This is a genomic window from Pseudoalteromonas sp. H105, from assembly GCF_001469215.1.
GTDB lineage: Bacteria > Pseudomonadota > Gammaproteobacteria > Enterobacterales > Alteromonadaceae > Pseudoalteromonas.
Genome location: NZ_LOFH01000001.1, coordinates 348,142 through 370,690, shown reverse-complemented (window position 1 = coordinate 370,690; position 22,549 = coordinate 348,142). Strand labels below are relative to the sequence as shown.

Genomic DNA, 22,549 nt, shown 5'->3' with positions numbered 1-22,549 from the left:
ACTGATACCAGTTAAAAGACGCGCCTATGCTAACATAAAAGAACGACCTTTTGGGCCTAGTTTTTATTGAGTTTTAGCTTAATTAGGCCCATTGCAAAGGTAAATACAGGTAAGCTGATTAAAATTCCTGCAAGTAGTTCTTTACCTAATAGTGCATGGGTTCCTACAAAAATAATAGGCACTAGTACCATGCCTACAACGCCAATGATAACAGCGCCGATAACAGGCCAGTAGGTGTCATATTTTGTAATTAAATGCGCACTTAATACATTAAAACCTAAGCAGTAAAGCAATGAAGTAATTAAAGCTTGATCGGGTTGAGCATCCAATGCCATTTTTACGAGTAAATTAATTGCACTGTGGTAACAATAAGCAAACACAAGCCAGAGTAAGGTGTGTTTTAAAATTCGCTGAAATGTATTTAATTGACGAGGTTCTGACATACTAAACTCCAGATAGCAAAAAGCCGCCCAAAAGGCGGCTTTTTAAATATGGTGGAGAGATAGGGATTTGAACCCTAGATGGGCTACAAACCCATGCCGGTTTTCAAGACCGGTGCATTCGACCACTCTGCCATCTCTCCGTACGGCGCGAATAATAGGCTTAAGCACCTCACTTGTAAACCCCTAAAAACAAATAAATGGCAATTAATTAGCGGGTGAATAAAAATCAATCAGTAATATTGCTTAGGTCGCTTAGCTATCCACGAGCAGAGTAAACACATGAGTACACTCAAGGTTGCAAAACTTAAACACTGAAAAATTAAGTCATAACGACTTAGATCATCGCTTGGCATAATAACAAGCACAAATGCGGGCAGAATGCTTAACATTAATACATAACAGCACACTTTAAATGCACGGCCAAAGTCAAAGCGCTTACTGCGCTGCATCCACCATGTTAAAACAACAAGGATAGATACAGACGCAATCGCAACTAAATGAGGTGTCTGAGTATTAAAAGCGATATACAGCGTAAATAATGAGCCGACAACACCCCAAAGTGACCACGTTAGCCATTGTTCTTTTTCACGTAAAAATAAATTTCCCATTGTTCTCGTCTTCTTTGTTGTTTTTGTTAAGACGTTCCATACAGTAACAAAAAACAACAGATTAAAAAACAGACTGTGAAGAAAAATACTGATACATCCTTATAATTCTTACAGTATGAGTAATGCGTAGTCTAACAGTTGCCATCTGAATACAATATGACTAAACAATGAGTTAAAAGTTCACTTTGTCTACTATAAATATGTAAAAAACTGTTCAGGGTTGTGTTTAGCCGATTTTTTACACTCAACCGCCGGAGTGCCTAAATATAAATAGCCAACTATTTCATCTTGTTCAGACAAATTTAATGCCTGTTTTACACTTTCACTTTGCGCAAAATAACCCGTTCGCCAGACACCACCAAGCCCTTGAGCAAAAGCGGCTTGTTGCATAGCAAGCACAGCACAGCCTGCACTTTGAACTTGCTCTATACGAGGCACTTTAGGATGTGACTTATATTTTGCAATAGCAATAATTAGCATAGGGGCTCTTAGCGGCAATTCTTTGGCTCTGTTAATTACTTTTTCGTCTTGTTTTTCAGTAACAGCACTTTGATGATAAATCTCACCTAGGCGATTTCGTCCTTCGTCACTAACAACAATAAACTGCCATGGTGCAATACACCCATGATCAGGCACTCTTAATGCTGCTTGTTTAATTATTTCCAATTGTTCATTGGTTGGTGCAGGTTCTACCAAACGAGGGTCTGATTGCCTCGTTAATAAGAGCTCAATAGCGTCCATAATTTTTCCCGAATCAAAAAACACAGCATAGCATTTATAGTAGATGCCTATAAAGGTGTCATATTTAAGTTTTTAATAACCTAGACCTTTGACTAATCCCAACTTGTTCACGCTTGCTTTACTCTAGGTACTCAATATTTAGTGCTTTGAAAAAAGCTGTATTTAAGTTTGAACAAGCGCAATAACCATGTTGCCGGAGAAGTTATGACAACATCAAAGCAGGATACGATTCCAGCAGAAGAAACCCCTGAAGATACTTTTGATAATGTGTCTTCCACCTATAAAGATTTACATAGACCGAGTTCAGAGTTTAATACTCGTGATGAGTACCTAGAACACGAACTTCAAATAATGCAGCCAAAGCGCTGGCGGCCTAACCTCCCTTTTAGGGATTACCGTTTTGAATTTGAAGATACTATTCCAGCAATGGCTGGTACCATTGGTAAAGTCGTCATGGTCGGTGCTATCGCCGCTACTTTTGCTGCACCGCTGGGTTTAAGTGATGCGTTTGTACTTGAAAACGTCCGCTATGAATTACTCATCGTGGCGCTGTTTATTATTTTATTCTCAGGTTTTATTTTACCAACCGCTAATTTAGCAGGTACACATGGCCCATTAATTCCACTTATTCCAATTGTCGTAGCCGCTGGCGGCCATCCAATGGCATTTGGCCTGCTAATAGGTGCTTTTGGTTTTATCCTTGCAATTAGTAAAGGTGGTAGCTTACTCGCCCGGTTAACCAGTAAGGGCGTGTGCGGCGGCTTGCTTCTTTATTTAGGTTTCATCGGCACATTGTCCCAAGTCAAAAAATTGTTTGCATGGGCTGAAAGCATCAATATGAGTCATATTGCCTTTATCGTTATTTTGACCACAATATTACTCTATGCGCTTTTAGAACATTTTAAAAAACGTTGGTTAGCCGTCCCATTAAGTTGTGTGATTGGTGGTGTCACAGCATTTGCACTAGGCGCACCATTCGAATTTAAAACAGCACCAGGCTTACCTAATATGAACCCCATGTACTGGTGGGGTGAAAACACAGGCTGGATGCTAGGCTTGCCAACATTGGAAAGTTTTGTTGTCGTGCTGCCGTTTGCCATTTTAGCCGTTGCGATGTGGTCTCCGGATTTTTTAGGGCATCAAGTGTTTCAAAAAATCAGCTACCCGCAACGCACTGAAAAAGTACAAATGAATATTGACGATACAATGTTTAGCGCATCTGTTAGACAAACATTTGGCTCTATTTTAGGGGGGTCTAACTTTACATCATCATGGGGCACATACATTGTGCCTGCTGCAATTGCTAAACGCCCTATTCCCGCAGGTGCAATTTTAACGGCACTTTTTTGTATTATAGCTGGTGTTTGGGGTTACCCAATGGATTTAGCAATTTGGCAACCTGTCTTATGTGTAGCATTAATCGTCGGTGTATTTATACCTTTGCTTGAAGCGGGTATGGAAATGACACGAGAAGGGAAAACAACACAATCTGCAGCAATCGTCGTGTTTGCATCATCATTAGTTAATCCTGCATTTGGTTGGTCACTCACTATGTTACTGGATAACTTAGGACTAATAGGATGTAAAGAGCGCAGTGCTGACTTATCACCAATGAGCCGTTGGAAAATCCCTTTATTGATGTTTGTACTGCTCACCAGTGTCATGGCAATGGTCGGAATGCTGCCAGGTATCCCTGCTCTCTTGAGCGATTTTAGACATTAATACAATCTAAGTGACTAAAAGCAGCAAACTAAACTTGCTGCTTTTAGGTTCATCAACATAGTAAAAGACTAGGACATAATAAAGCCCCCTATGCGCTGTATGTGATCTCGGATAAGTCCATATACTTAAAGTATTTATATTGGCTATCCATTTATCAATCGTGAGCCTTTTCTCTAAATTGATAATATTCATACAAAGCTTTAGGGACTGAGACGAATGGGTTCTCGTTGTGACCTGCGCCATCGCTGTAACTAAACTGCCACGTTATTGTGTGATCTTTATTTCGTTCGAGCGCGGCTAGTAAGCCTTTAAATGACCCTGTAATAATTGAATTCTCCTCTGCACCTAGGCTTAAATATAAAAACGTCTTCTTACCATTAAGCGTTGACAGACTACGAGCAAATTCATTAACCACGACACCATCGTCGTACCATGCCGCAGGGCTAAATGCGAAGTAACCATTAAAAAGCGCTGGTTTAGTACTCAGTGCATACAGTACAAAACTACCACCAGCAGAAAAACCTGTTAAAACTCGATTATCATTTAACGCATAATTAGCTTCTAAGTAAGGCAGTAACTCTTGTTCGATAAACGCCAAAAACAAATCAGCCCTTCCAAATATTGCTGGATCATTTTCAGATTCTGGTCGTTCATCAATATTGACATTTTTACGAGCATAAGGGGGCACTAGATCGCGATTACGGGTATCTGTCCAAAATTGGTTTGGCAGTGCAACTAAAATTGACTCTTCTACTATTGCTTGCTCAGCATAAATAGTTAATGTGTTATGCCAGCGACTAAGATTAAAATTACCGTCCGTTTTTATAATTAATGGGTAGGTTTGACTCGGGTCATAATTGGCCGGCAATCGAATAAATAGCTTTCTGTTTTCATCTAAAAGCGCAGAATATAACGTATGATCTTTAAACTCAGATACACTATTTTGAAGGTAAGCACGGGTAGTTAAAACCAATGCTGTCACAACAATAAAAACAAGCGTTATAAGCAGTACTTTATATTTACAAGCCATGTTTAGTCTCATTTTAAATTAGTAATAAGCAATTTAAAACAATAAGTTAGTGATGTGAAGAGAAGAGTTGGGTAAAAATGTAAGCAAACATGTAGCCATGCCCGGAAAAAGAAAAAGCAATGCAGCGCGCTGCTGCATTGCATTTTTAGTGTTGTATCACATTAAAAAAGTGATGCATTTAACCATAAGTGCAACGCAATACTTGCTCCGTAACCAAGTGCAATAACCGGTGCCCATTTTAAATGGCCAAAAAAAGTATAATAACCGCGCGCTTGCCCCATCAATGCCACCCCAGCCGCTGAACCTATCGATAGTAAACTGCCGCCAACACCTGCGGTCAGGGTGATTAAAAGCCACTGCCCGTGAGACATATCAGGTTGCATTGAGAGCACAGCAAACATCACAGGAATATTGTCTATCACGGCTGAAATAACACCTAAAAATATATTAGCAGATGTCGCAGACCAGTTACCGTAAAGCATTTCAGACATCAGATTTAAGTAACCTAAAAACCCGAGCCCGCCTACACACATAACGATACCGTAAAAGAATAATAGCGTATCCCACTCTGCACGTGACACCTTACTAAACACATCAAATGGCACAACACTGCCGAGCTTAGCTAAACGATCGTTATCACCAATTTGTTCAGCATGTGCCTTTTTGCGTGCTAATGAACCCGGTAAAGTCATTCTTAAAAAATAGCCAAAAAACTGTAGGTAACCTAGCCCCATCATCATGCCAAGAACGGGTGGCAGATGTAAAAAGCTGTGACATGCAACCGCTGTTGCAATTGTTAATAAAAATAAAGTCAAAATACGAAGTGCGCCACGTTTAAGCTCTATTTCTTCATACTGAGCTGTAGGTTGTTTATCTGCAACGTAAAAACTCATAATCGCAGCTGGTACAAGGTAATTCGCCAACGACGGAATAAATAACACTAAAAATTCATTAAAATGAACCAGCCCTGCTTGCCATACCATTAAAGTAGTAATATCACCAAATGGGCTAAACGCTCCACCCGCATTGGCAGCAATAACGATGTTAATACAACTTAAGTTAATGAATGGTTTATCCCCTTCTGCGACTTTCATCACCACCGCGCACATCAATAACGCTGTAGTCAAATTGTCGGCAATCGGCGAGATAAAAAATGCGAGGAACCCAGTAATCCAAAATAGGTTTTTATAGTTAAAGCCCTTTTGTATCATCCATGAGCGTAACGCATCAAAAACGCGACGTTCTTCGAGCGCATTAATATACGTCATTGCCACAAGCAGGAATAACATGAGCTCTGCAAATTCTAACAGATTATGCCTAAACGCTGATTCAGTGAGGCCTGGTATGTCGTTATTTACATAATACGCTCCTATCAAAATCCAAATGAGTCCGGCTGCAACAAGCACAGGCTTTGATTTGCGTAAATGGAGTTTTTCTTCAAGCATGACCACTGCATAGGCGATACAAAAGATTACTATACACAGTATGCCGATAGTTGAGCTTGTTAAGTTTAACTGACCCTCGCTGCCCCACGTAGGGGAGCAAAATAGAAGTAACACTAAGCTAAATAAGTTAAAGCTTCGTAGTAAGTTTTTCACACGGTACGTCCTGTTTTAATTTCAAAAACGGTATTTTTATAACGGTTTTTTATTATTAATTATTACGAATGATAAGTTGTTATAAAAAAGTTGCTGTAAGTTACCATAAATTAACCTCAAGGCAATTATACTCAAGTCTAAACATACATTGTTCAGCATGATGTTTGTGATAAAAACAATGAATGCTGTTGCCAATAACCTATTGCGCTTTAAACAATACGGCTTTAAATGTATGCTCTGACACGTAAACTCAATGTAAATAACAATAATTATAGTAAGGTAACATATGCGATTCGGACCCGGCCTCTTAGTCACTGCCGCTTTTATAGGACCAGGCACTATTACAAGCGCAAGTATTGCTGGAGCAAATTTTGGTTTCACTTTAGCGTGGACTTTATTATTTTCAGTGATAGCCACTATCTTATTGCAATCGATGGCTGCACGACTAGGAGTAGCAACAGGGAAAGATTTAGCACAAGCACTACGTGCTCATATACACACCCCATTATTTAAAGCAATTGCAGGTATTTTAGTGATCAGCGCTATTGGCGTTGGCAGTGCAGCCTACGAAGCAGGAAACCTGAGCGGTGCAAGCTTAGGATTGATGGGTATTTTCCCACAGATAAATTCGCAGATTTGGACACCTTTAATTGCCATTTTTAGCGCCTTGCTTCTCTACAGCGGTAAACACAAACTCGTTGAATCTGCGCTGATAATTCTGGTACTTTTAATGAGTTTGGTATTTATTTCAACCTTGATAATCGCAGCGCCCCCTATCAAACAGTTACTAGCTGGTTTTATACCTCGTATGCCTGAGGGCTCTGTGACCACGGTACTTGCGTTAATCGGGACCACCATTGTGCCTTATAACTTATTTTTACACTCTGGTATTCTTGCCGCTAAGCAAGACAAAAACAGCAATATAGAAAAAGTGATCAAACAGACTAATCTCGATACCGGTTTATCAATTACGTTAGGTGGGGTAATTACGCTAGCGATACTCTCTACAGCATCCGTCGCTTTTTATGGCACTGATGCAGGTAAAATTAGCGCTGCCAATATGGCGTCACAATTAGAGCCTTTGCTTGGCAATGCTGCACAGTACTTTTTTGCAGTTGGCTTATTTGCAGCAGGCTTAACCAGCGCAATTACTGCCCCACTTGCGGGCGCATATGCAGTATGCGGCATGCTTGGGTGGTCAAGTGAGATGAAAAGTGACCGGTTTAAATGGATTGCACTGGCTATCTTAGTCTTTGGGGCAAGCGTGGCGTCTCTGCGTTTAGACCCAATTTCAGTGATTATATTTGCCCAAGCCGCTAATGGCTTATTACTCCCTATTGTTACCTTTTACCTCGTGTGGCTGGTGAATCAAAAGGCTGTAATGGGAAAATACACCAACTCCTTACTTGTAAACCTACTCACTTTACCAATGTTATTACTGATACTTGGATTAAGTGGTTACAAGCTCTTCAATATGGTTTTTTAGTAATCACTTAGTAAGGCCGCGATGTGAATTTGCGGCTTTAAATTCTGGTTTGAGAATTCATATTGTGGTCACGAACTAAACTTCTTTAAAGGCTTCTTTTTTTGAACTCTGCATTAGCACCGAAAAAGTATAGCCTCCCATTGCTCCTGCAAACAGTTGGGTGTAAAAGCCCCACCCTCTGGCACCCGCGATAAGGTGAATATTCATAATTGACTCAATGGCAATGAGTACAGCGGTAAAAGCCGCTACTCCAGCCACGATGAATACCCCTGCCCTGAAATTTATAAATTTTTTGTTAAACCAACTAGCAACAAAAAATGCAATCGCCAATGCAATAGCGATAATTGCGCCATAAGTAGGCAATAAGCCTAACCAGTCAGCGAGAGTTAAACTCACACGATCACTAAAACTAACCGCAACATCTACATTAACTAATTGATTGACAACGTATTGACTATGAAACAAGCTAGCAAGTGTAAATGTAAGTAACCAGGAAGCTAAAAATGAAGGCAGCAAACGTGTTAGAAATGGCATGGTTATCTCAACTAAAAATGAAGCGTTTTATTGACATTACCAAAGGCTTAAACAGTAAACAATCTCTGTGTTGTTTATTACTGTGTGGCTTTTTTGCCACAACAGTCAATGCAGCCTCAGTATTACCCTCAGAGCAATACAAAATTACAACGCTTGCCAATGAATTAAAGTCACCATGGAGCATGATAGAATTGCCTGATGGTAGTTGGTTAATTACCCAACGTGATGGTCATGTCGTAATCGTCAAAGATAGCCATCAAACCACTGTTAAAGTTGACCTACCGGGTTTATATGTAGCCGGGCAAGGCGGTTTGCTCGATGTGGTTATGTCGCCTGATTACACCCAGTCAAAAGAAATTATTTTTACCTATGCGCAAGGTAAACTTGAAGCAAATCGATTAGTTATTGCCAAAGCAGTATTTAATGGCGATCATTTCACTCAGCCCGAGATTATTTATAAAGTAACCACAGACAAAAATACGCCTCAGCATTATGCTGGTCGTGCACTTATACTCCCTGATAATACATTAGTATTTTCAAGTGGCGATGGGTTTGACCATCGCGAGCAGGCACAGGTAAAGAGCAGTCAACTAGGTAAAGTATTGCGTATACATTTAGATGGTAGCTTACCAAATAATAATCCCTTTATTGATCATGAAAACAAAAGTGCTCGCGCTGTTTTTTCGCTAGGTCACCGTAACACACAAGGCCTGGTTTACGATTACGACACTAAGCACATTGTTAGCCATGAACATGGCCCTGCTGGAGGTGATGAATTAAATTACTTAACCGCCGGTACTAATTATGGCTGGCCAGTCATAACCTACGGTAAAGATTACTCACAAGCACGTATTTCTCCTTTTCAAGACTATCCCGGGATGAAAAAACCACTTGTCGATTGGACACCTTCAATAGCGCCTTCAGGCATGGCTTATTACGGGTCTAAACACAGCGCATTCCCCTCGCTACAGAAGCACGTGCTCATAACCACATTAGTCGATAAAAAACTCATTAGTGTCAATTTAGCATCGGGTCAATTTGATCAATTAGATGTGTTCTCTGAAATATCAGGGCGATTGAGGGATGTGTTTATTACTTCAAGCGGTAATGTGGCTGTTTTAACCGATGGAAAAAGTGCAAAACTACTGCTTATACAACCTGAGTAGCTTGATGACAGAATACTTCTGCGCTTTCTGAGTAAGCGCAGGGGTTCATATTAGGAGGCTTAGCGAAGACGGTATTCATAAAAAATAACCCCCTGTTCATTCATAAACCGTTGAACAAATCCGCATTTAGTCAGTAACTTTATTGAACCTAGATTAGCTGGATCAACACCCGCTATGAGCGAAGTCCATGACTGTGTGTTTACTACCTCAGTTATAAACCCTGTTATTAAATCGCTGGCTAAACCTTGCCCCCAATGCTCTTTAGCGAGTAAATACCCGATATGTACACATCGCCCATTGTCTGTTGATGCAAATAAAAACCCAATAGTTTGCCCTGAATCCGAACTCACTGTCATCAAGCGACTTTCTAACATCATTTTATCCAGCCAAATACCCGCTCGGTCTTCATTATCGATACCATGAAAATAAACCGGTAAGCATTCAACCACCTCTGGTGTCAAAATATCAGGTATGCTTTTGATTAAAGCCTGTTGTTCAACCAAAGAAACGTTGCGTGATACTTCCTTAACGCTTAGGCGACGAGTGCTAAATGCTATCACGATTCAATCCTCCTTGTTTAACTACACAATCAAATACGGTTTGATTGATTAAAAGCCTGAGTTAGGTCGTTTCAGAAATTCGATTTCATCCGGTGTAGATACGCGCCCTAAAATGTCATTTCGGTGAGGGTAGCGGCCAAATTTGTCAATAATGGCCTTATGCTTATATTCAAAATTAATATTATTCTCAATGCCAAGGGCGCTAAATAGTTTAACGGCTTCCTTATGTATCACCTTTGACTCACTGTGCATAAATGGCATATAAAGGAATACACGCTGTTCGGGAGACAATTGGGTATCAACCCCCTTGGCAATGGCGCATTGTGCAAGGGTTAATGCCATTGAATCGGATGAAAACGATGCTGCCTTATCGCGGTAAATATTACGCGAAAATTGGTCCAACACTATAATTTCAGCCAGACTCCCCAATGGGCTTTCACGCCAATCAACCAGCTCACAGGCGATAGCTTGATTATGTAAATCACCAAACCGTGATTTAATCATTTGATCAAATGCAGACTCTTTTTGCCACCACTGTGTGGGCTCAAGCTCTGTAAACCAAAATGTAATAATTTCTTTATACATACTCTTGCCCTTACAGCGTAAAACGCTAAATTGCGCTCGTATTTAACGACATTGTAAAACAACCTTAATTCAGTAATAATTTTGCTTTAATTTAGATAATAGAACTCTTTATATTCGCCTTACACCCGAGCTTATAAGTGTAGGACGCCTTTCAATAATACACATTTCAGAAATCGCTATCTAGTTTTAAACATCACCTCTTTACCCCCCGTTTTAGGCATCTCGCACTCCCAACCCCTTACCTGAATAAAATGCGCACACTCAAAGCTCAATCATTGGAATAAATTAGCCAATATAAAACAAAAAACAAAATAAACAAACCCATTAAAAACCCTAAAAAGGGTATTTACTGCAAATTTATTGCAATACAAATTATGTTTAACTTAAAATAGGAAAAGATGTTTAAGTATTGAAACAGAATTGATAAATATATTTTGGAAATATAAATGGCCCAACTAAAAAAGTGTTTAACTCGTGCTGATTTTTCTGAAATAGTGCTAGAAATGTTTCCACTGTTAAGTAAAAGATTACAGAAACTCAATAATTTACTACATGCAGATTTTATATTTCTCGCGTCAACGAATGAGAAAGCGGATGTCGCCCACTCAATTATTACGTTAAAAAAGCTAGAAATTGTTGAAAATATTTCGTATGAACTAGTCAATAGTCCGTGTGAAAAGGTATTTAATAGTGAAGTATGTATTTATGCAAAACAGGTTTCAGCAGCATTTCCCAAAGATACTGTATTAATAGATTTAAACGTCAATGGATATATAGGGGTACCAATTACAAATGAAGAAAATTCCCCGGTAGGCATTTTAGTTGCCCTTTATCATCAACCAATAGAAAACCTATTTCATAGCCAATATTTGTTTGAGTCTTTTGCATCTTGTACAAGTGAAATTCTTCAAAGTGCTCTTCACTCTAAGCACATTAATATTCAGAAAAAACTACTAGATGAAGTTGGCAAAATATCTAAAACCGGTGCATGGGAATTTGATTTAAGGGCTCAGCAATTATACTGGTCAGAAGAAGTTTACACTATTTATGGTTTTTCTCTGAATGAACCAATCGATGTAGATAAAGCGCTTGCCTGTTACTCTGGTGAAGATCAAAAAATAATTACTCATCACTTTGAAAATGCAATTCAGAATAAAAAAAGATATCAAGCTGAACTCGCTTTTGTTGATGCAAACAATAATCAAAAGATTATACGGACTATCGGGCAAGTTGAATGTGATAGTGACGGAACAGTTATAAGGGTATATGGAGCTATTGAAGATATAACCCATGAAAAAAAGTTAATACAAAAAGAAAAAGACAAAACCTTATATTTAAACAATTTAGTAGACAATCTTAAAGATGCTGTTATCACGATTGATCAGCAAGGGTTGATAAAAAGCGTTAATCAAGTGGCCATAGATATTTTTGGTTTTGATAACGCTGACTTTATTAATATGAATGTTAGCAAATTAATGCCAGAGCCCTATGCATCAAAACATGGAAAGTACCTAGAGGCTTACATTCAAACAGGAAATGCGAAAATTATAGGTGTTGGAAGACAGCTACCCGGTAAAAGGAAAAATGGTGAAACATTCCAGATGGAGTTGTCTTTAACCAAAAGTAACTTTGATGGTAAAGAATATTATATCGGTATTGTGAGAGATATCAGTGAGCGAATAGAAGCCAACGATACGATTTATAAAATGATTTACACTGATCCTATATCAGGTTATAAAAATCAGACCTGGTTTGATAAAGAGGTAAAAGAAATTTTATCTTTGGGGAAGATACAAAAATCGTTTCTTTATTGCGCAATTGTTGATATCGATAGTATTTCAAGGCTTAACTTAAAATATGGCATAGAATGTGTTAATAAATTGATTAAGTTTGTCGGTGAAACTATCAGCAAGTTAATAGGGGACCAATTTAAAATATATAAAAAAGGCACTGATTCGTTTTATATTTTATCGAACAGTCAAACCTCGCAACCTGAGCAGTTATCCACAAAGGTAAAAAGCCTCGAAGAACGGTTATTGACCCCTACAATTTTTGATACTTTTATAAATGGTAATTTACAAAAGATTACGATATCAATGGGCAGTATCTTATTACCAACAAATGAATATACATTAGAGTCAATGATTAATGTATTGGAGCATGCTTTAAAGCAGTCAAAGCACCTAGCACCTTTCGGATACTACCACTTAGGCGCAAATGAACTACAAAAATACAAGAGAATCAAACAAATTGAAATAGAGGTCAATGGGGAAAAAATAAAAAATGAGCTCAAAGTAGTTTTTCAGCCTCAATTCTCAGACCTTAATACTATAATCGCATCTGAAGCATTGATCAGGTGGGAGTCTGATACCTTGGGGTTTGTCAGCCCTTCAGAATTTATTCCAATTGCGGAAAAAACAGATGCAATTATTAATATAGGCGATTGGGTATTAGAAAGAGTATGCCAAATTTTAGCCCAACTTAATGATCAAGAACCCCCCCCTAAAGTTTCGGTTAACATCAGTAGTAAACAAATAGTGCAAAGTGACTTTAGTGCTAAACTAAAAAGACTAATCGCTAAATGGAGAATACCCCCAACTCAATTAAACTTAGAATTAACAGAAACCACATTAATAAGTGATATTGCATTGGTAAAACAGGTGATGTTTGATTTGAGTCTAATAGGGTTCGAGTTTTCAATTGATGATTTTGGAACTGGATATTCCAGCCTTAACTACTTAAAAGACCTCCCAATATCTGAATTAAAAATTGATAAATGTTTTATTGATACTATCAGTAAAGAACAGTCCCCAAAAAATATAATAAGGCTTATCATTGATATGGCAAAAATAATGGAAGTCATAACTGTTGCTGAAGGGGTGGAAAGCATAACTCAGTATAATTATTTAAAAAAATGTGGCTGTGATTTAATCCAAGGGTATTTATTATCCAAACCATTAGCTGAGGATGATTGGTTAAAACTAATCACTACAAATAATGAAAACCATTAGCTTTGGTTTTCATTTTAAAATTATTAGTTAACTCCAAATACACCTTAAACTTAACATCGGCCCAGAGGATATACCTATTGCTAGCAGCTACCATTAGGTATTATACCCATTGAAAGAGACTAAATATCAGTTATTTAAAATCAGCTACATTAACCGTTCATATAACCCTGACGCTCTGCTAACGGCTTTATTCATCGCCATCAGTAATACTTTTTTATCAGCCACCAGCTCAAACTTTTGCTTTGCGCGGGTAATACCTGTGTAAACTAGCTGGCGATTAATACCTGCACTGGCTTGGTTGGCTGGCGGTAATACCATGGCTGTGTACTGAAATTCTGAGCCTTGAGATTTATGTATCGTCATGACATACACTTTGTCATGAGCCGGCAACCGTGCTGGTGAAAAAGCACGTTCATTACCTTGCTCATCGATAAATACTGCTTTAAGTTGACCGTTTTCGTCATGCAGTAAAATACCAATATCGCCATTAAACAACTTTAATTGATAATCGTTTTGCGCGATCATGATAGGTAAGCCTAAATAATGGCGATTATTAGCTTGGGTGTTGATGAGCCCTAAAGCGTGCAATTGTTTCTCTATGCGTTGATTTAAACTGTTTACGCCATAGTCACCCTCACGCACAGCGGCAAGTAATTGGTATTTACCAAACGCCTCATGAATATGTGCTGTCGGCGCCTTCTGTTTAATAAGGTTCAAGTACTCGCTGTAATGATTTGCTGCGCTGTGCACCAATTTTTCAATCGGCTTAGTAACTATATCGTAATCTAAAATAACATCACTAAACTTCCCTGAGCCAATCTCTTGCTCAACGTAGTTAAGCTTGCCACTGTTGTTGGTATTTACGGCCAGAGCTAATTCACCAATACCACTTTTCGCATCAAACCGATAACTGTGTTGTAAAAATGCAATGCAATCGGCCAGTTTAAATGTGCTTTGCTGAGGTTGAAGCTGTTGTGTACCATTAAAACACAGCTGATTTAGTACATTACAACGCTGTGCTGAATAACTTGGTGTTTGACCAAGCGCTAAACCCTGACATAAATCACTCATCACACTGCCCGTATCCACAGACGCTAATTGGTCTTTATCGCCCAATAATATTAACCTTGCATGAGCAGGTAAAGCCTCAATTAGTTTAGCCATTAGGGATAAATCCACCATTGATGCCTCATCAATGATCAGCACATCTAAATGCAGTGGGTTGATGCTGGTGTGTTTAAATTTATTCGTAAAGGGTTTTACCCCTAATAAACGATGAATTGTTTGCGCACTTTGCGGGATCAGTGGCTCAACATCGGTTGGGATTAAGGCTTTTAATTGTTGTTTAGCACTTAAAATTGATTCACTCAATCTTGCAGCAGCTTTACCTGTTGGGGCTACCAGCTTTATGCTTAATGGCGCACTTTGGTACACTGATTGTAAAATAGCGAGCAATTTTGTAACTGTGGTGGTTTTGCCCGTACCCGGCCCGCCGGTAATCACACTAAAGCCTTTTGTTGCTGCAATTGCACAAGCTACTTTTTGCCAGTCGAGAGCGTCTCTAGGTGCTTTGTCTGAGGGGAAATACGTATTTAATAACTCTGCCAACTTTGTGTTATCTAGGGTAATCTCGCGTTCACTCATGCCACATAAGCGCGATGATAATGTTTGCTCATACCCGGCAAGACGCGCAAAGTAGAGCCTGCTACCTAATAATTGCAACGGTTTTTTCTCGCCGACACTTGGGTGCGACGCTAAACAGCGCATTGCATAATTAGATGAAAACTCACTATTAAATGGGCTTACGATATCGGGTATGCTGCCTTGAACTTTAGTAAAATCAGCTTGGCGAAGATTAAAAGGATTTTGCCAATTTATGTCATCTAAGTTTAAGCAGCTATGCTGACTTTGGCCTGCGATACATAACAATAAGACTAAGTGAAATACATCATTGTTAGCAGGCTCGTCAGTAACATTGCCAGTTAATAGCTGAGCAAGCTTTATATCGACCACTTTTAAACGATTCTCAGTGATTAAATAATCGATCAGAGGCACGGTTTTAACGGTTTCATCTAATTGAAAATCATCGAATGGTAAGTCATTTGCTGCATTTAAATCACTCATGATGATTCTCCTTGCACCAGGGCTGGTTGAGTAAACAAGCTATCTAAAATTGCCACTTGTTCGCTGGTAAGTTTTTTAAAGAATACGCCTTTACCATCACTCATCCCCCGTAAAAAAGTGTAATAAACCCCACCTAAGTGTTGCTCCACACTGTAATGTTTAATTCGCTGCTTTAATAAGCGATGAAGCGCAACCGTGTAGATTAAATACTGTAAATGATATTGGTGACTACTCATTGCTTGTTCAAGCGAATCTTGCTCGTAATCACATGGGTTATTCCCTAAATAATTCGACTTGTAATCTAAAATAAAATACTGACCGCGGTAGCAAAAAATTAAATCAACAAAACCTTTTAAAAGCCCTTTCACGTCAAAAAACTCAAGATTACTTTGATTAAAGCCGAAATGTTTTATGAGTACAGCATTAAGCTGTTTAGCATTTAAGCTTGCAAGCGGTAAATTAAACTCCATTTCAACTAAACAATCACGGGGCGATAATTGAGCAAGGCTTAATCCATTATCGTTCAATGGGCATTGCAGTGCACTGAGTATCCACTGCTCTGTGGTCGCTTGCCAGCTACTGTCTATGTGAAATTTTTTAAGGCTCTTTTCAACTACTTCAACTAAATTTTGCTCATTGTTAGTGGGGTGATTAAGTGGGCTGGTAAAATCAATTTGCTCAAAAATTTCATGTAAGCAGCTACCGGGCTTTGCCCCTTTAGGAAAACTATATGGTGATTTAACGTCATCTAGCCCCGTAGCAAACTCGTCTTTTTCGTGGTCTTCATCACTACGCCCAGGTTGTAAGTGGTCGGTATGCTTTTTAAAGCTCAGCGCGCTAAAGCTGGTGGCACGCCAATCTTTCTCAATATCGGCGGTGACACTGTTAACACTTAACACTTGTGCTGAACGTTGTGTTGAGGCCAGTTGTAAAGTACCCTGCTCAAGCAACTGTTCACTGGTAAACATGGTGTATTGCATAGCGTGATCGTCATCACAAAACGCTTTTAGGTGGCTACGCCACACATCACTGCTGGTAATATCTAATCCTGCAAATAACACGTGCCCCAATGCACTACTTTGAATGGCAAGCCGCTTACTTTGCCCTTGCCCTACGTTATATATACCTATGGCACAAAAGTGAATCGCACGTGTGAGCGCCACATACAATAACCGTAAATCTTCTGCTAACCGTTCTCGCTCGGCCTGTTGCAGTGCATCATCAGTTTTACTTAAATCATAAATAAGCTGACCGTCTTTATGATACAAAGCTTCTTTGGTTTCTCGATAACCACTTGCAAAGGGCATAAATACGAGCGGAAACTCAAGTCCTTTAGATGCATGCATAGTCACAATACGTACTAAGTTAGCGTCACTTTCAAGACGAACTTGCACCGCTTCCCCGTCTTGCTGGCTAACTTTTTGTGCAAACCACCGTAGCAACCTTAAAGTACCCGCTAATTCGATCTGCTTTTGTTGCAGTATTTCACTTAAATGGCGATAATCTGTTAACCACCGCTCCACGTTATACCCTAAGCCTTGCCATTTAGCGCTTAACTGATTGTGGCTTAAAAGATGCTCAAGCATCGCCATAGCACCCTGCTTGTGCCACATTGTTCCTAAATAGGCAAAAAAGTTAAGGTACGATTGCCACTTTTCTTCATCATCTGCAAGTATGTATATTTCGTTATAACTTAAACAAAATAATGGCCCGGCCAACACACCGCGCAATAATGATTCATTGTACTGCCCATGAAGCGCGGTTAAAAAGTTCAGCAAATGATGAGTCAGCTCTTGGCTAAATACACTCTCGCGTGATAAGTAAACGCTGGCAATTTTAGCATCGCTCAGTGCCTTTTTAATGATTTGCGCTTCAACACGGTCGCGCACTAAGATACAGATATCTGCGGCAACGACGGGTGTATGACCAATGCATGCCCGACCCTCTGCAGCTTGGCTCAATAATGTCACTATTTTATTGGCAAAATGCACTGCCAAATGGTGCTGCCCAACCCCTTTAGCGGTTGGTTTGTTGTTTTCATCAGCAACCGTGTCGGCAAATACACAAAATTCGAATGCCTCTGCAGGCATATTATCGATTAAAAATGCGTCATCAGGACTTTTGCCTTTCGCCATTACCGGATTAAATGGGATCGCATCATTGTAGATAAAACTATTGTCATGCCTGGAAAATAGTTTATTTACACTGCGTACTACATCACTACTTGAACGAAAATTAGTACCAAGCGTAAATTGATTTTGCTCTGCGACAGCGTGTTTTGCGCCTATATATGTAAATATATCAGCCCCTCTAAAACCATAAATTGCCTGCTTAGGGTCACCAATCATCGCAAGCGTCGTGTTTTCTTGGTTGTATATTTTACCAAAAATACCGTATTGCACAGGATCTGTGTCTTGGAACTCATCGATCATCGCGACCGGAAATAGTTGGGCAATTTTTAGCGCTAAGGCATCACCTTGTTCATTACTCAGTGCGCTGTGTAAATTACTGAGTAAATCATCGGGTGTGATTACACTGTGTTCGTGTTTGCGTTTTACAACGGCCTTTTTTACCCAATTCGCTGCATGTTGCACAATAGCAATACCTAACCCTTTATTAATGGTACTACTTAATAATGCTAAGTCGTCAAACTGCGGTAGTAAGTCATGGCAAAACAGCGGCTGATTCTTTTTATAATAAATAGGGTTGCTTAAGTTGTCACTGCTCCACACTTCAAACGAATAGTTACTGGTGCCAAATTTAAAAAACAAGTCATCGCCGCGACAGAAATCATCAAGCGCTTGCAAGCTGCCTTTTCGGGCCGGTGTTTTTGCACCGCTAAGCCCTGATGCTTTAACTGCTTCAATAAACTCACTGTTTAAACACGCATTTTTGAAAGTAGGTATTTTACGAATATAGTCATCACGAGCCTGCCACACAGAGTCCAAGTTAACCTGAGGTGTTACTTGTGCGCTGCCTTTACTTAATAAGCTCGACACCTGGCTGAACAAAGATTCAGGTGCAGGGAAAACATCGAGTATAGCATCGGTTTTTTCTTTATCGAGCGGGTAAACAAAGGTACGCCAAAAGTCTTTAATGGTCTCAAGTAAAATTTCACGCTCATCTAGAATAAACTCAAGATTAAACGCGACCCCTGATTCAAATGCATGTTGCTTTAACATGCGTTGACAAAAGCCATGAATGGTAAAAATAGCCGCTTCATCCATGGATTTAGCTGCGGCATCAAGCAAGTCAAACGCGCGGTGTTTATCATCAATAGTCGCAATGAGCCCGTTAATTAATTCATCTTTGGTTTCAAGTCCCAATAGCGCATCACGTGCTGCAATAATTCGGCTACGAACACGATCTTTAATCTCTTGCGTAGCTGCATCAGTAAACGTTACCACTAAAATTTGCTCTACGCTGAGCGGCTTGTTTATCGAAGCCTTGGGCTCATCAGCCAGTTGCATACCGAGTAAATAACGTAAATAGAGCCCTGTGATTGTATACGTTTTACCTGTACCTGCACTTGCTTCAATTAAGCTTTGCCCTATTAATGGCATTGTCAGTGGATTAAGCGCTTGCATAGTCGCTCTCCTTAGCGTGTTCGAATAATGGGGTAAGCAGTGTGTCACTCCACATTGTAAATTCCTCTTGGCACGCTAAGAGCGATTGCGTGGTTAACCGGATATAGGGATTTTCCCCTTCGCCACGGCCAATGTATTGCGGGCTAAACTTATTAATGGCTTTACCAATATCACCGCCTGTTTTTACGTATTCGTACCCACTCACCGGAAAAAACGCCACGGGCGATTGCCTAAGCGCCACATAAAGACCAAACCACTGGTTTAGCAGTTTTAGTGCCTGCTCCCTTTCGATAGGAGCAAACGATACCTGTTTATCAAGGCCGAGGATCAACGTTTCAATTTTGTGCCCCATGACGTGTGCACTTAGGTGGTAGATAAAACCTTTAATTAAGTCTTTAGCTTTTATACTCGCGCTTCTATAAAACACCTGTTTTTGATGATAAATGTTATTTAGCCAGCCCTCTATTTGGCATTGTTGAATGCCGCTCTGAATGTCATCATTTATCAATGAGTACGTTACTTCAATAGGTTCATTTTTGCCATTTTGGATATGCGTTTTAACCTGCCCTGCCAGTGCATCAACACGGTGCTCCATACTTTGATAAATAAATTCACCCACATTGGCTTGTGGTAACTCTCCACGTTGCAATACTTGCTCGCGGCTAATGGGTCGTTCATAAATGGCAGCCTCAAGGATTTCGTCTAAATAAAAATAGCGCTTTAGGGCATCAACACTAAAAGGCTCTTCGTCTTTGGCAACATCGCTAAACTCAGGCAAACGCAAACCAAGCGTTTGCTGATAGAAACTTTCTTGGGGATTACATACACTACGAATAAATACATCTAAATCTAAAGTGGGTGCGAGGGTCACTGACAGCTTACTCAGTGGCTCTGGTGGAATAGCGTCGACCGGCAGCCAAACAGGGTTATAACTGTGCTCGTTTAATGTTGTTTGGTCAACTGACAAGTGGTTAGCTAAATAATAATGGCTATTAAACGGCTGTAATCGCTGCGATTTGACTAAGCACGCTGGCAGTGTTTGCTCACCTTGTTCTGCAAAGGTAAAGCTTCGGCCAATGTATTCAAGTAATTCACTTACAAGCGTCGATGGCATTCTCGGCTGGTTATCAAAGCACGAGCGGCCAATGTAACTCATGTATAAATTATCGCGGGCACTCAGTAGGGCCTCTAAAAACAAATAGCGGTCATCAAGTTTGCGTGAACGGTCACCTTTTTGCTTTTTAGAATATGGCACCAAATCAAACCCAATCGGTTGCACCGTCCGTGGATAATCAGCATCGTTAAGCCCTAACATGCAGACAACTTTAAAAGGCACTGCTCGCATCGGCATTAGTGTGCAAAAATTAACTTGTCCGACTAAAAAGCGCTGCCCTACGCCTTTTTCTTGAATACCTTGCTTAATTAAATAACTCACAATACGTTGCGATACAGCCTCTGTGTAATCCCCATTTTCGTGGTGTTTTTTAATTTCATCTAGTACGTTTTTTAGTACCAGTAAATCCCAGCTATCATCGCTATCATTTTCATAAATCGCTTCAAGCAGCTCCTCTAGGACACTGGCTTTATTAATGAGCGTGTCATCTGGGGTTAAACGCACTTTAAATGACTGTAATTCATCAATAAAGTGAACCAACTTATTCAGTGTTTGCAGCGCCATTCCTTCGACTTCATCCGCACTGTAAATACCATTGAACGCCGTTTGCTCATCCCGTTGTGCTACCCCTAGTAGTAAACGATTCAGGCCGTGCTGCCACGTATTTAAGTCTATAGCGGGTAAGTCAAAACTCGTTTTATGCTCTGCATTTATGCCCCACTTGACCCCTACTCGCTCAAGCCAATAGTGTATTTGTTCGAACTCATGTGGCTCTAAACTAAATTTTTCTGCAATTTGTGTTACTTGTAGTAAATCTAAAATATCGGACACACCAAATCGCGAAAACGGCAAATTAGCTAAGCTCGCAAACGAGCTCAACACCGGTTTTTCTTGTTCAATGGCTAAATCGGCCAATGCATATGGAATATGGCGCTTACCTTGGGCACCGCCAAAAACGGCTTCAATGTAAGGGCTATATGTGCCCACATCAGGCATCATAACGATGATATCTTTTGGTGTTAACGAGGAGTTTGCATGAAATAAGTTAAGTAAATAATCGTGTAGTCGCTCTACCTCTCTCAGCGGCGTATAACAATCGCTCACGATAACACTCGAATCAGCGGTATTTATTGGTATCTTGCCTTCATCATTAATAAACCACTCTTTTTCTAACCTTAACGTTTCACCTTTAAACGCCAGTTGGTAAATTTCACTTTGAATCTTACCAAGCAACGAGTTATCAAAACTGTCAATGAAGCCGTCAATCCAACGCGCATCTAATTGCACTAGTTGCTCAAAATAGTCCCGGCCTAATTTTCCCCACGATGACAATAAGGGGTTACCAATAAAATAATAATCGTCATCGGGTTTAGTAAGGGTGTGCTCTGCGGCATCAAGTAAAGGGGTTTTTGCATATTTCGCGGTAATTTTTGCGGCTGTTTTTTCATCAACAACATCCCCCCAATAATGCTCACTGGGATTAAAAAAGAATAAAAACACCTGTGTTTTTTCACTTAGTGCATCAAATATCTCAAGCTGCGAGCTCGCGATGGCTGATATTCCAAATAGGCTAATGCGCTTTGGCAGTAAGCTTTCGTCCATGGTATCTAGTGCAGCCAGTAATTTGCCTTGCATGTTGGCGCGATGAAATTGGCTTTGCCCAAGCTCAACACTTAAGGCGACAATACGTCGCCATAAATCAGGCTGCCACGGTGAAATAGTAATATCCACATCATCGAGCTTATCTTCGCCATTGTCCCATGTGGCAATCCAATGTGGGCGATACATTAAATACTGGTCATAAACGTCAGCTATTTTTTCACACAAGGAAAAGGTTTTTTGACCCTCTAAATCGCCTTCTAAATACGTTTTTAGGGGTAAATACAGCGGTTCATCAATACAATCAGGTAAAAGAGTAAATATTTTCCACGCAAGGTTGGGCTTATTAAAAGCAGATTCTTTCGGTACATTGGGCAATAACTGTTGATAAAGCTGCCATATGAAGCTAGACGGTAACGGAAAGTCAACTTGCGCTGCAATGCCCAGCTGTTCACTCAAGCCTATTTTTAACCACTGCGACATACCCGGTGATTGAACCAGCACCACTTCTTTATCAAATACGCTAGTAAGGGGGTCTACCGTTAGCAACTGATGAAACTGTGCTTGCAGGGTTTCCATTCGGTTAGATTGAATTATATTGAGCATTTCGACACTGTCCTTGCATGATATAAAAACAGTGT

The 22,549-nt window shown here is 39.9% G+C and carries 15 protein-coding genes and 1 tRNA gene; 4 read left to right on the top strand and 12 right to left on the bottom strand.

Features of this window, described 5'->3' with window-relative positions:
- Positions 1–56: 56 nt before the first annotated feature.
- The 4 genes from ATS75_RS01625 to ATS75_RS01610 all read right to left on the bottom strand — a co-directional run bounded on the left by ATS75_RS01625 (position 57) and on the right by ATS75_RS01610 (position 1,792).
- Positions 57–443, bottom strand: a complete 387-nt coding sequence (locus tag ATS75_RS01625; protein ID WP_235591109.1) for a hypothetical protein — start codon at positions 441–443, stop codon at positions 57–59.
- A gap of 49 nt (positions 444–492) precedes the next feature.
- A tRNA-Ser gene (locus ATS75_RS01620) sits at positions 493–583 on the bottom strand.
- Between the two features lie 90 nt (positions 584–673).
- Positions 674–1,051, bottom strand: a complete 378-nt coding sequence (locus tag ATS75_RS01615; RefSeq protein WP_058558675.1) for a hypothetical protein — start codon at positions 1,049–1,051, stop codon at positions 674–676.
- A gap of 192 nt (positions 1,052–1,243) precedes the next feature.
- The gene (locus ATS75_RS01610; RefSeq protein ID WP_058558674.1) at positions 1,244–1,792 is read right to left on the bottom strand and encodes an NAD(P)H nitroreductase; all 549 of its coding nucleotides are present in this window, start codon (positions 1,790–1,792) and stop codon (positions 1,244–1,246) included.
- Positions 1,793–1,996: 204 nt separating this feature from the next.
- On the opposite strand from ATS75_RS01610, the gene ATS75_RS01605 reads away from it, so the two are divergent.
- Complete coding sequence (locus ATS75_RS01605; RefSeq protein WP_058558673.1) at positions 1,997–3,514, top strand: DUF3360 family protein; 1,518 nt, start codon at positions 1,997–1,999, stop codon at positions 3,512–3,514.
- Between the two features lie 154 nt (positions 3,515–3,668).
- On the opposite strand, the gene ATS75_RS01600 is transcribed toward ATS75_RS01605, so the two are convergent.
- The gene (locus ATS75_RS01600) at positions 3,669–4,544 is read right to left on the bottom strand and encodes an alpha/beta hydrolase (protein WP_058558672.1); all 876 of its coding nucleotides are present in this window, start codon (positions 4,542–4,544) and stop codon (positions 3,669–3,671) included.
- Positions 4,545–4,705: 161 nt separating this feature from the next.
- Positions 4,706–6,103: a sodium:proton antiporter NhaD gene (nhaD, locus tag ATS75_RS01595; RefSeq protein ID WP_152996175.1), complete on the bottom strand. Its 1,398-nt coding sequence runs from the start codon at positions 6,101–6,103 to the stop codon at positions 4,706–4,708.
- Positions 6,104–6,428: 325 nt separating this feature from the next.
- Between nhaD and ATS75_RS01590 the strand changes: the two genes are divergently transcribed.
- On the top strand, positions 6,429–7,628 hold the full coding sequence (locus ATS75_RS01590; RefSeq protein WP_058558670.1) for an Nramp family divalent metal transporter: 1,200 nt from the start codon (positions 6,429–6,431) through the stop codon (positions 7,626–7,628).
- Between the two features lie 75 nt (positions 7,629–7,703).
- Here the strand turns inward: ATS75_RS01590 and ATS75_RS01585 are convergent, their stop codons facing one another.
- Positions 7,704–8,162: a hypothetical protein gene (locus ATS75_RS01585; protein WP_058558669.1), complete on the bottom strand. Its 459-nt coding sequence runs from the start codon at positions 8,160–8,162 to the stop codon at positions 7,704–7,706.
- Here ATS75_RS01585 and ATS75_RS01580 point away from each other — a divergent pair.
- Complete coding sequence (locus ATS75_RS01580) at positions 8,147–9,328, top strand: PQQ-dependent sugar dehydrogenase (RefSeq protein ID WP_058558668.1); 1,182 nt, start codon at positions 8,147–8,149, stop codon at positions 9,326–9,328. The genes ATS75_RS01585 and ATS75_RS01580 overlap by 16 nt on opposite strands.
- Positions 9,329–9,387: 59 nt before the next feature.
- Here the strand turns inward: ATS75_RS01580 and ATS75_RS01575 are convergent, their stop codons facing one another.
- Positions 9,388–9,888 (bottom strand): GNAT family N-acetyltransferase, encoded by a 501-nt coding sequence (locus ATS75_RS01575; protein WP_201020935.1) that lies wholly within the window; start codon positions 9,886–9,888, stop codon positions 9,388–9,390.
- A 48-nt stretch (positions 9,889–9,936) separates the two neighbouring features.
- Positions 9,937–10,473 carry a DUF924 family protein gene (locus ATS75_RS01570; protein WP_058558666.1) on the bottom strand — a complete coding sequence of 179 codons (537 nt, stop codon included), beginning with the start codon at positions 10,471–10,473 and terminating at the stop codon, positions 9,937–9,939.
- A gap of 446 nt (positions 10,474–10,919) precedes the next feature.
- Here ATS75_RS01570 and ATS75_RS01565 point away from each other — a divergent pair, with 446 nt between their 5' ends.
- The gene (locus tag ATS75_RS01565; RefSeq protein WP_058558665.1) at positions 10,920–13,484 is read left to right on the top strand and encodes a bifunctional diguanylate cyclase/phosphodiesterase; all 2,565 of its coding nucleotides are present in this window, start codon (positions 10,920–10,922) and stop codon (positions 13,482–13,484) included.
- A 144-nt stretch (positions 13,485–13,628) separates the two neighbouring features.
- Here ATS75_RS01565 and recD read toward each other — a convergent pair whose 3' ends face one another.
- From recD to recC, 3 genes are read right to left on the bottom strand one after another with little or no spacing between them, the layout of a single operon-like run.
- Positions 13,629–15,608 carry an exodeoxyribonuclease V subunit alpha gene (gene recD, locus ATS75_RS01560; RefSeq protein WP_058558664.1) on the bottom strand — a complete coding sequence of 660 codons (1,980 nt, stop codon included), beginning with the start codon at positions 15,606–15,608 and terminating at the stop codon, positions 13,629–13,631.
- Positions 15,605–19,195: an exodeoxyribonuclease V subunit beta gene (gene recB / locus ATS75_RS01555; RefSeq protein ID WP_058558663.1), complete on the bottom strand. Its 3,591-nt coding sequence runs from the start codon at positions 19,193–19,195 to the stop codon at positions 15,605–15,607. Before recB ends, recD begins: the two co-directional genes overlap by 4 nt.
- Positions 19,182–22,514 (bottom strand): exodeoxyribonuclease V subunit gamma, encoded by a 3,333-nt coding sequence (gene recC / locus ATS75_RS01550; RefSeq protein ID WP_058558662.1) that lies wholly within the window; start codon positions 22,512–22,514, stop codon positions 19,182–19,184. The genes recB and recC overlap by 14 nt, the downstream gene beginning before the upstream one ends.
- Positions 22,515–22,549: the final 35 nt, after the last annotated feature.

Bases quoted from the DNA above. Each gene is read 5' to 3' on its own strand.
- recD (WP_058558664.1), bottom strand. From the start codon at position 15,608: ATGAGTGATTTAAATGCAGCAAATGACTTACCATTCGATGATTTTCAA.
- ATS75_RS01590 (WP_058558670.1), top strand. From the start codon at position 6,429: ATGCGATTCGGACCCGGCCTCTTAGTCACTGCCGCTTTTATAGGACCA.
- ATS75_RS01585 (WP_058558669.1), bottom strand. From the start codon at position 8,162: ATGCCATTTCTAACACGTTTGCTGCCTTCATTTTTAGCTTCCTGGTTA.
- ATS75_RS01605 (WP_058558673.1), top strand. From the start codon at position 1,997: ATGACAACATCAAAGCAGGATACGATTCCAGCAGAAGAAACCCCTGAA.
- ATS75_RS01615 (WP_058558675.1), bottom strand. From the start codon at position 1,051: ATGGGAAATTTATTTTTACGTGAAAAAGAACAATGGCTAACGTGGTCA.
- ATS75_RS01570 (WP_058558666.1), bottom strand. From the start codon at position 10,473: ATGTATAAAGAAATTATTACATTTTGGTTTACAGAGCTTGAGCCCACA.
- ATS75_RS01625 (WP_235591109.1), bottom strand. From the start codon at position 443: ATGTCAGAACCTCGTCAATTAAATACATTTCAGCGAATTTTAAAACAC.
- recC (WP_058558662.1), bottom strand. From the start codon at position 22,514: ATGCTCAATATAATTCAATCTAACCGAATGGAAACCCTGCAAGCACAG.
- ATS75_RS01565 (WP_058558665.1), top strand. From the start codon at position 10,920: ATGGCCCAACTAAAAAAGTGTTTAACTCGTGCTGATTTTTCTGAAATA.
- ATS75_RS01610 (WP_058558674.1), bottom strand. From the start codon at position 1,792: ATGGACGCTATTGAGCTCTTATTAACGAGGCAATCAGACCCTCGTTTG.
- ATS75_RS01600 (WP_058558672.1), bottom strand. From the start codon at position 4,544: ATGGCTTGTAAATATAAAGTACTGCTTATAACGCTTGTTTTTATTGTT.
- recB (WP_058558663.1), bottom strand. From the start codon at position 19,195: ATGCAAGCGCTTAATCCACTGACAATGCCATTAATAGGGCAAAGCTTA.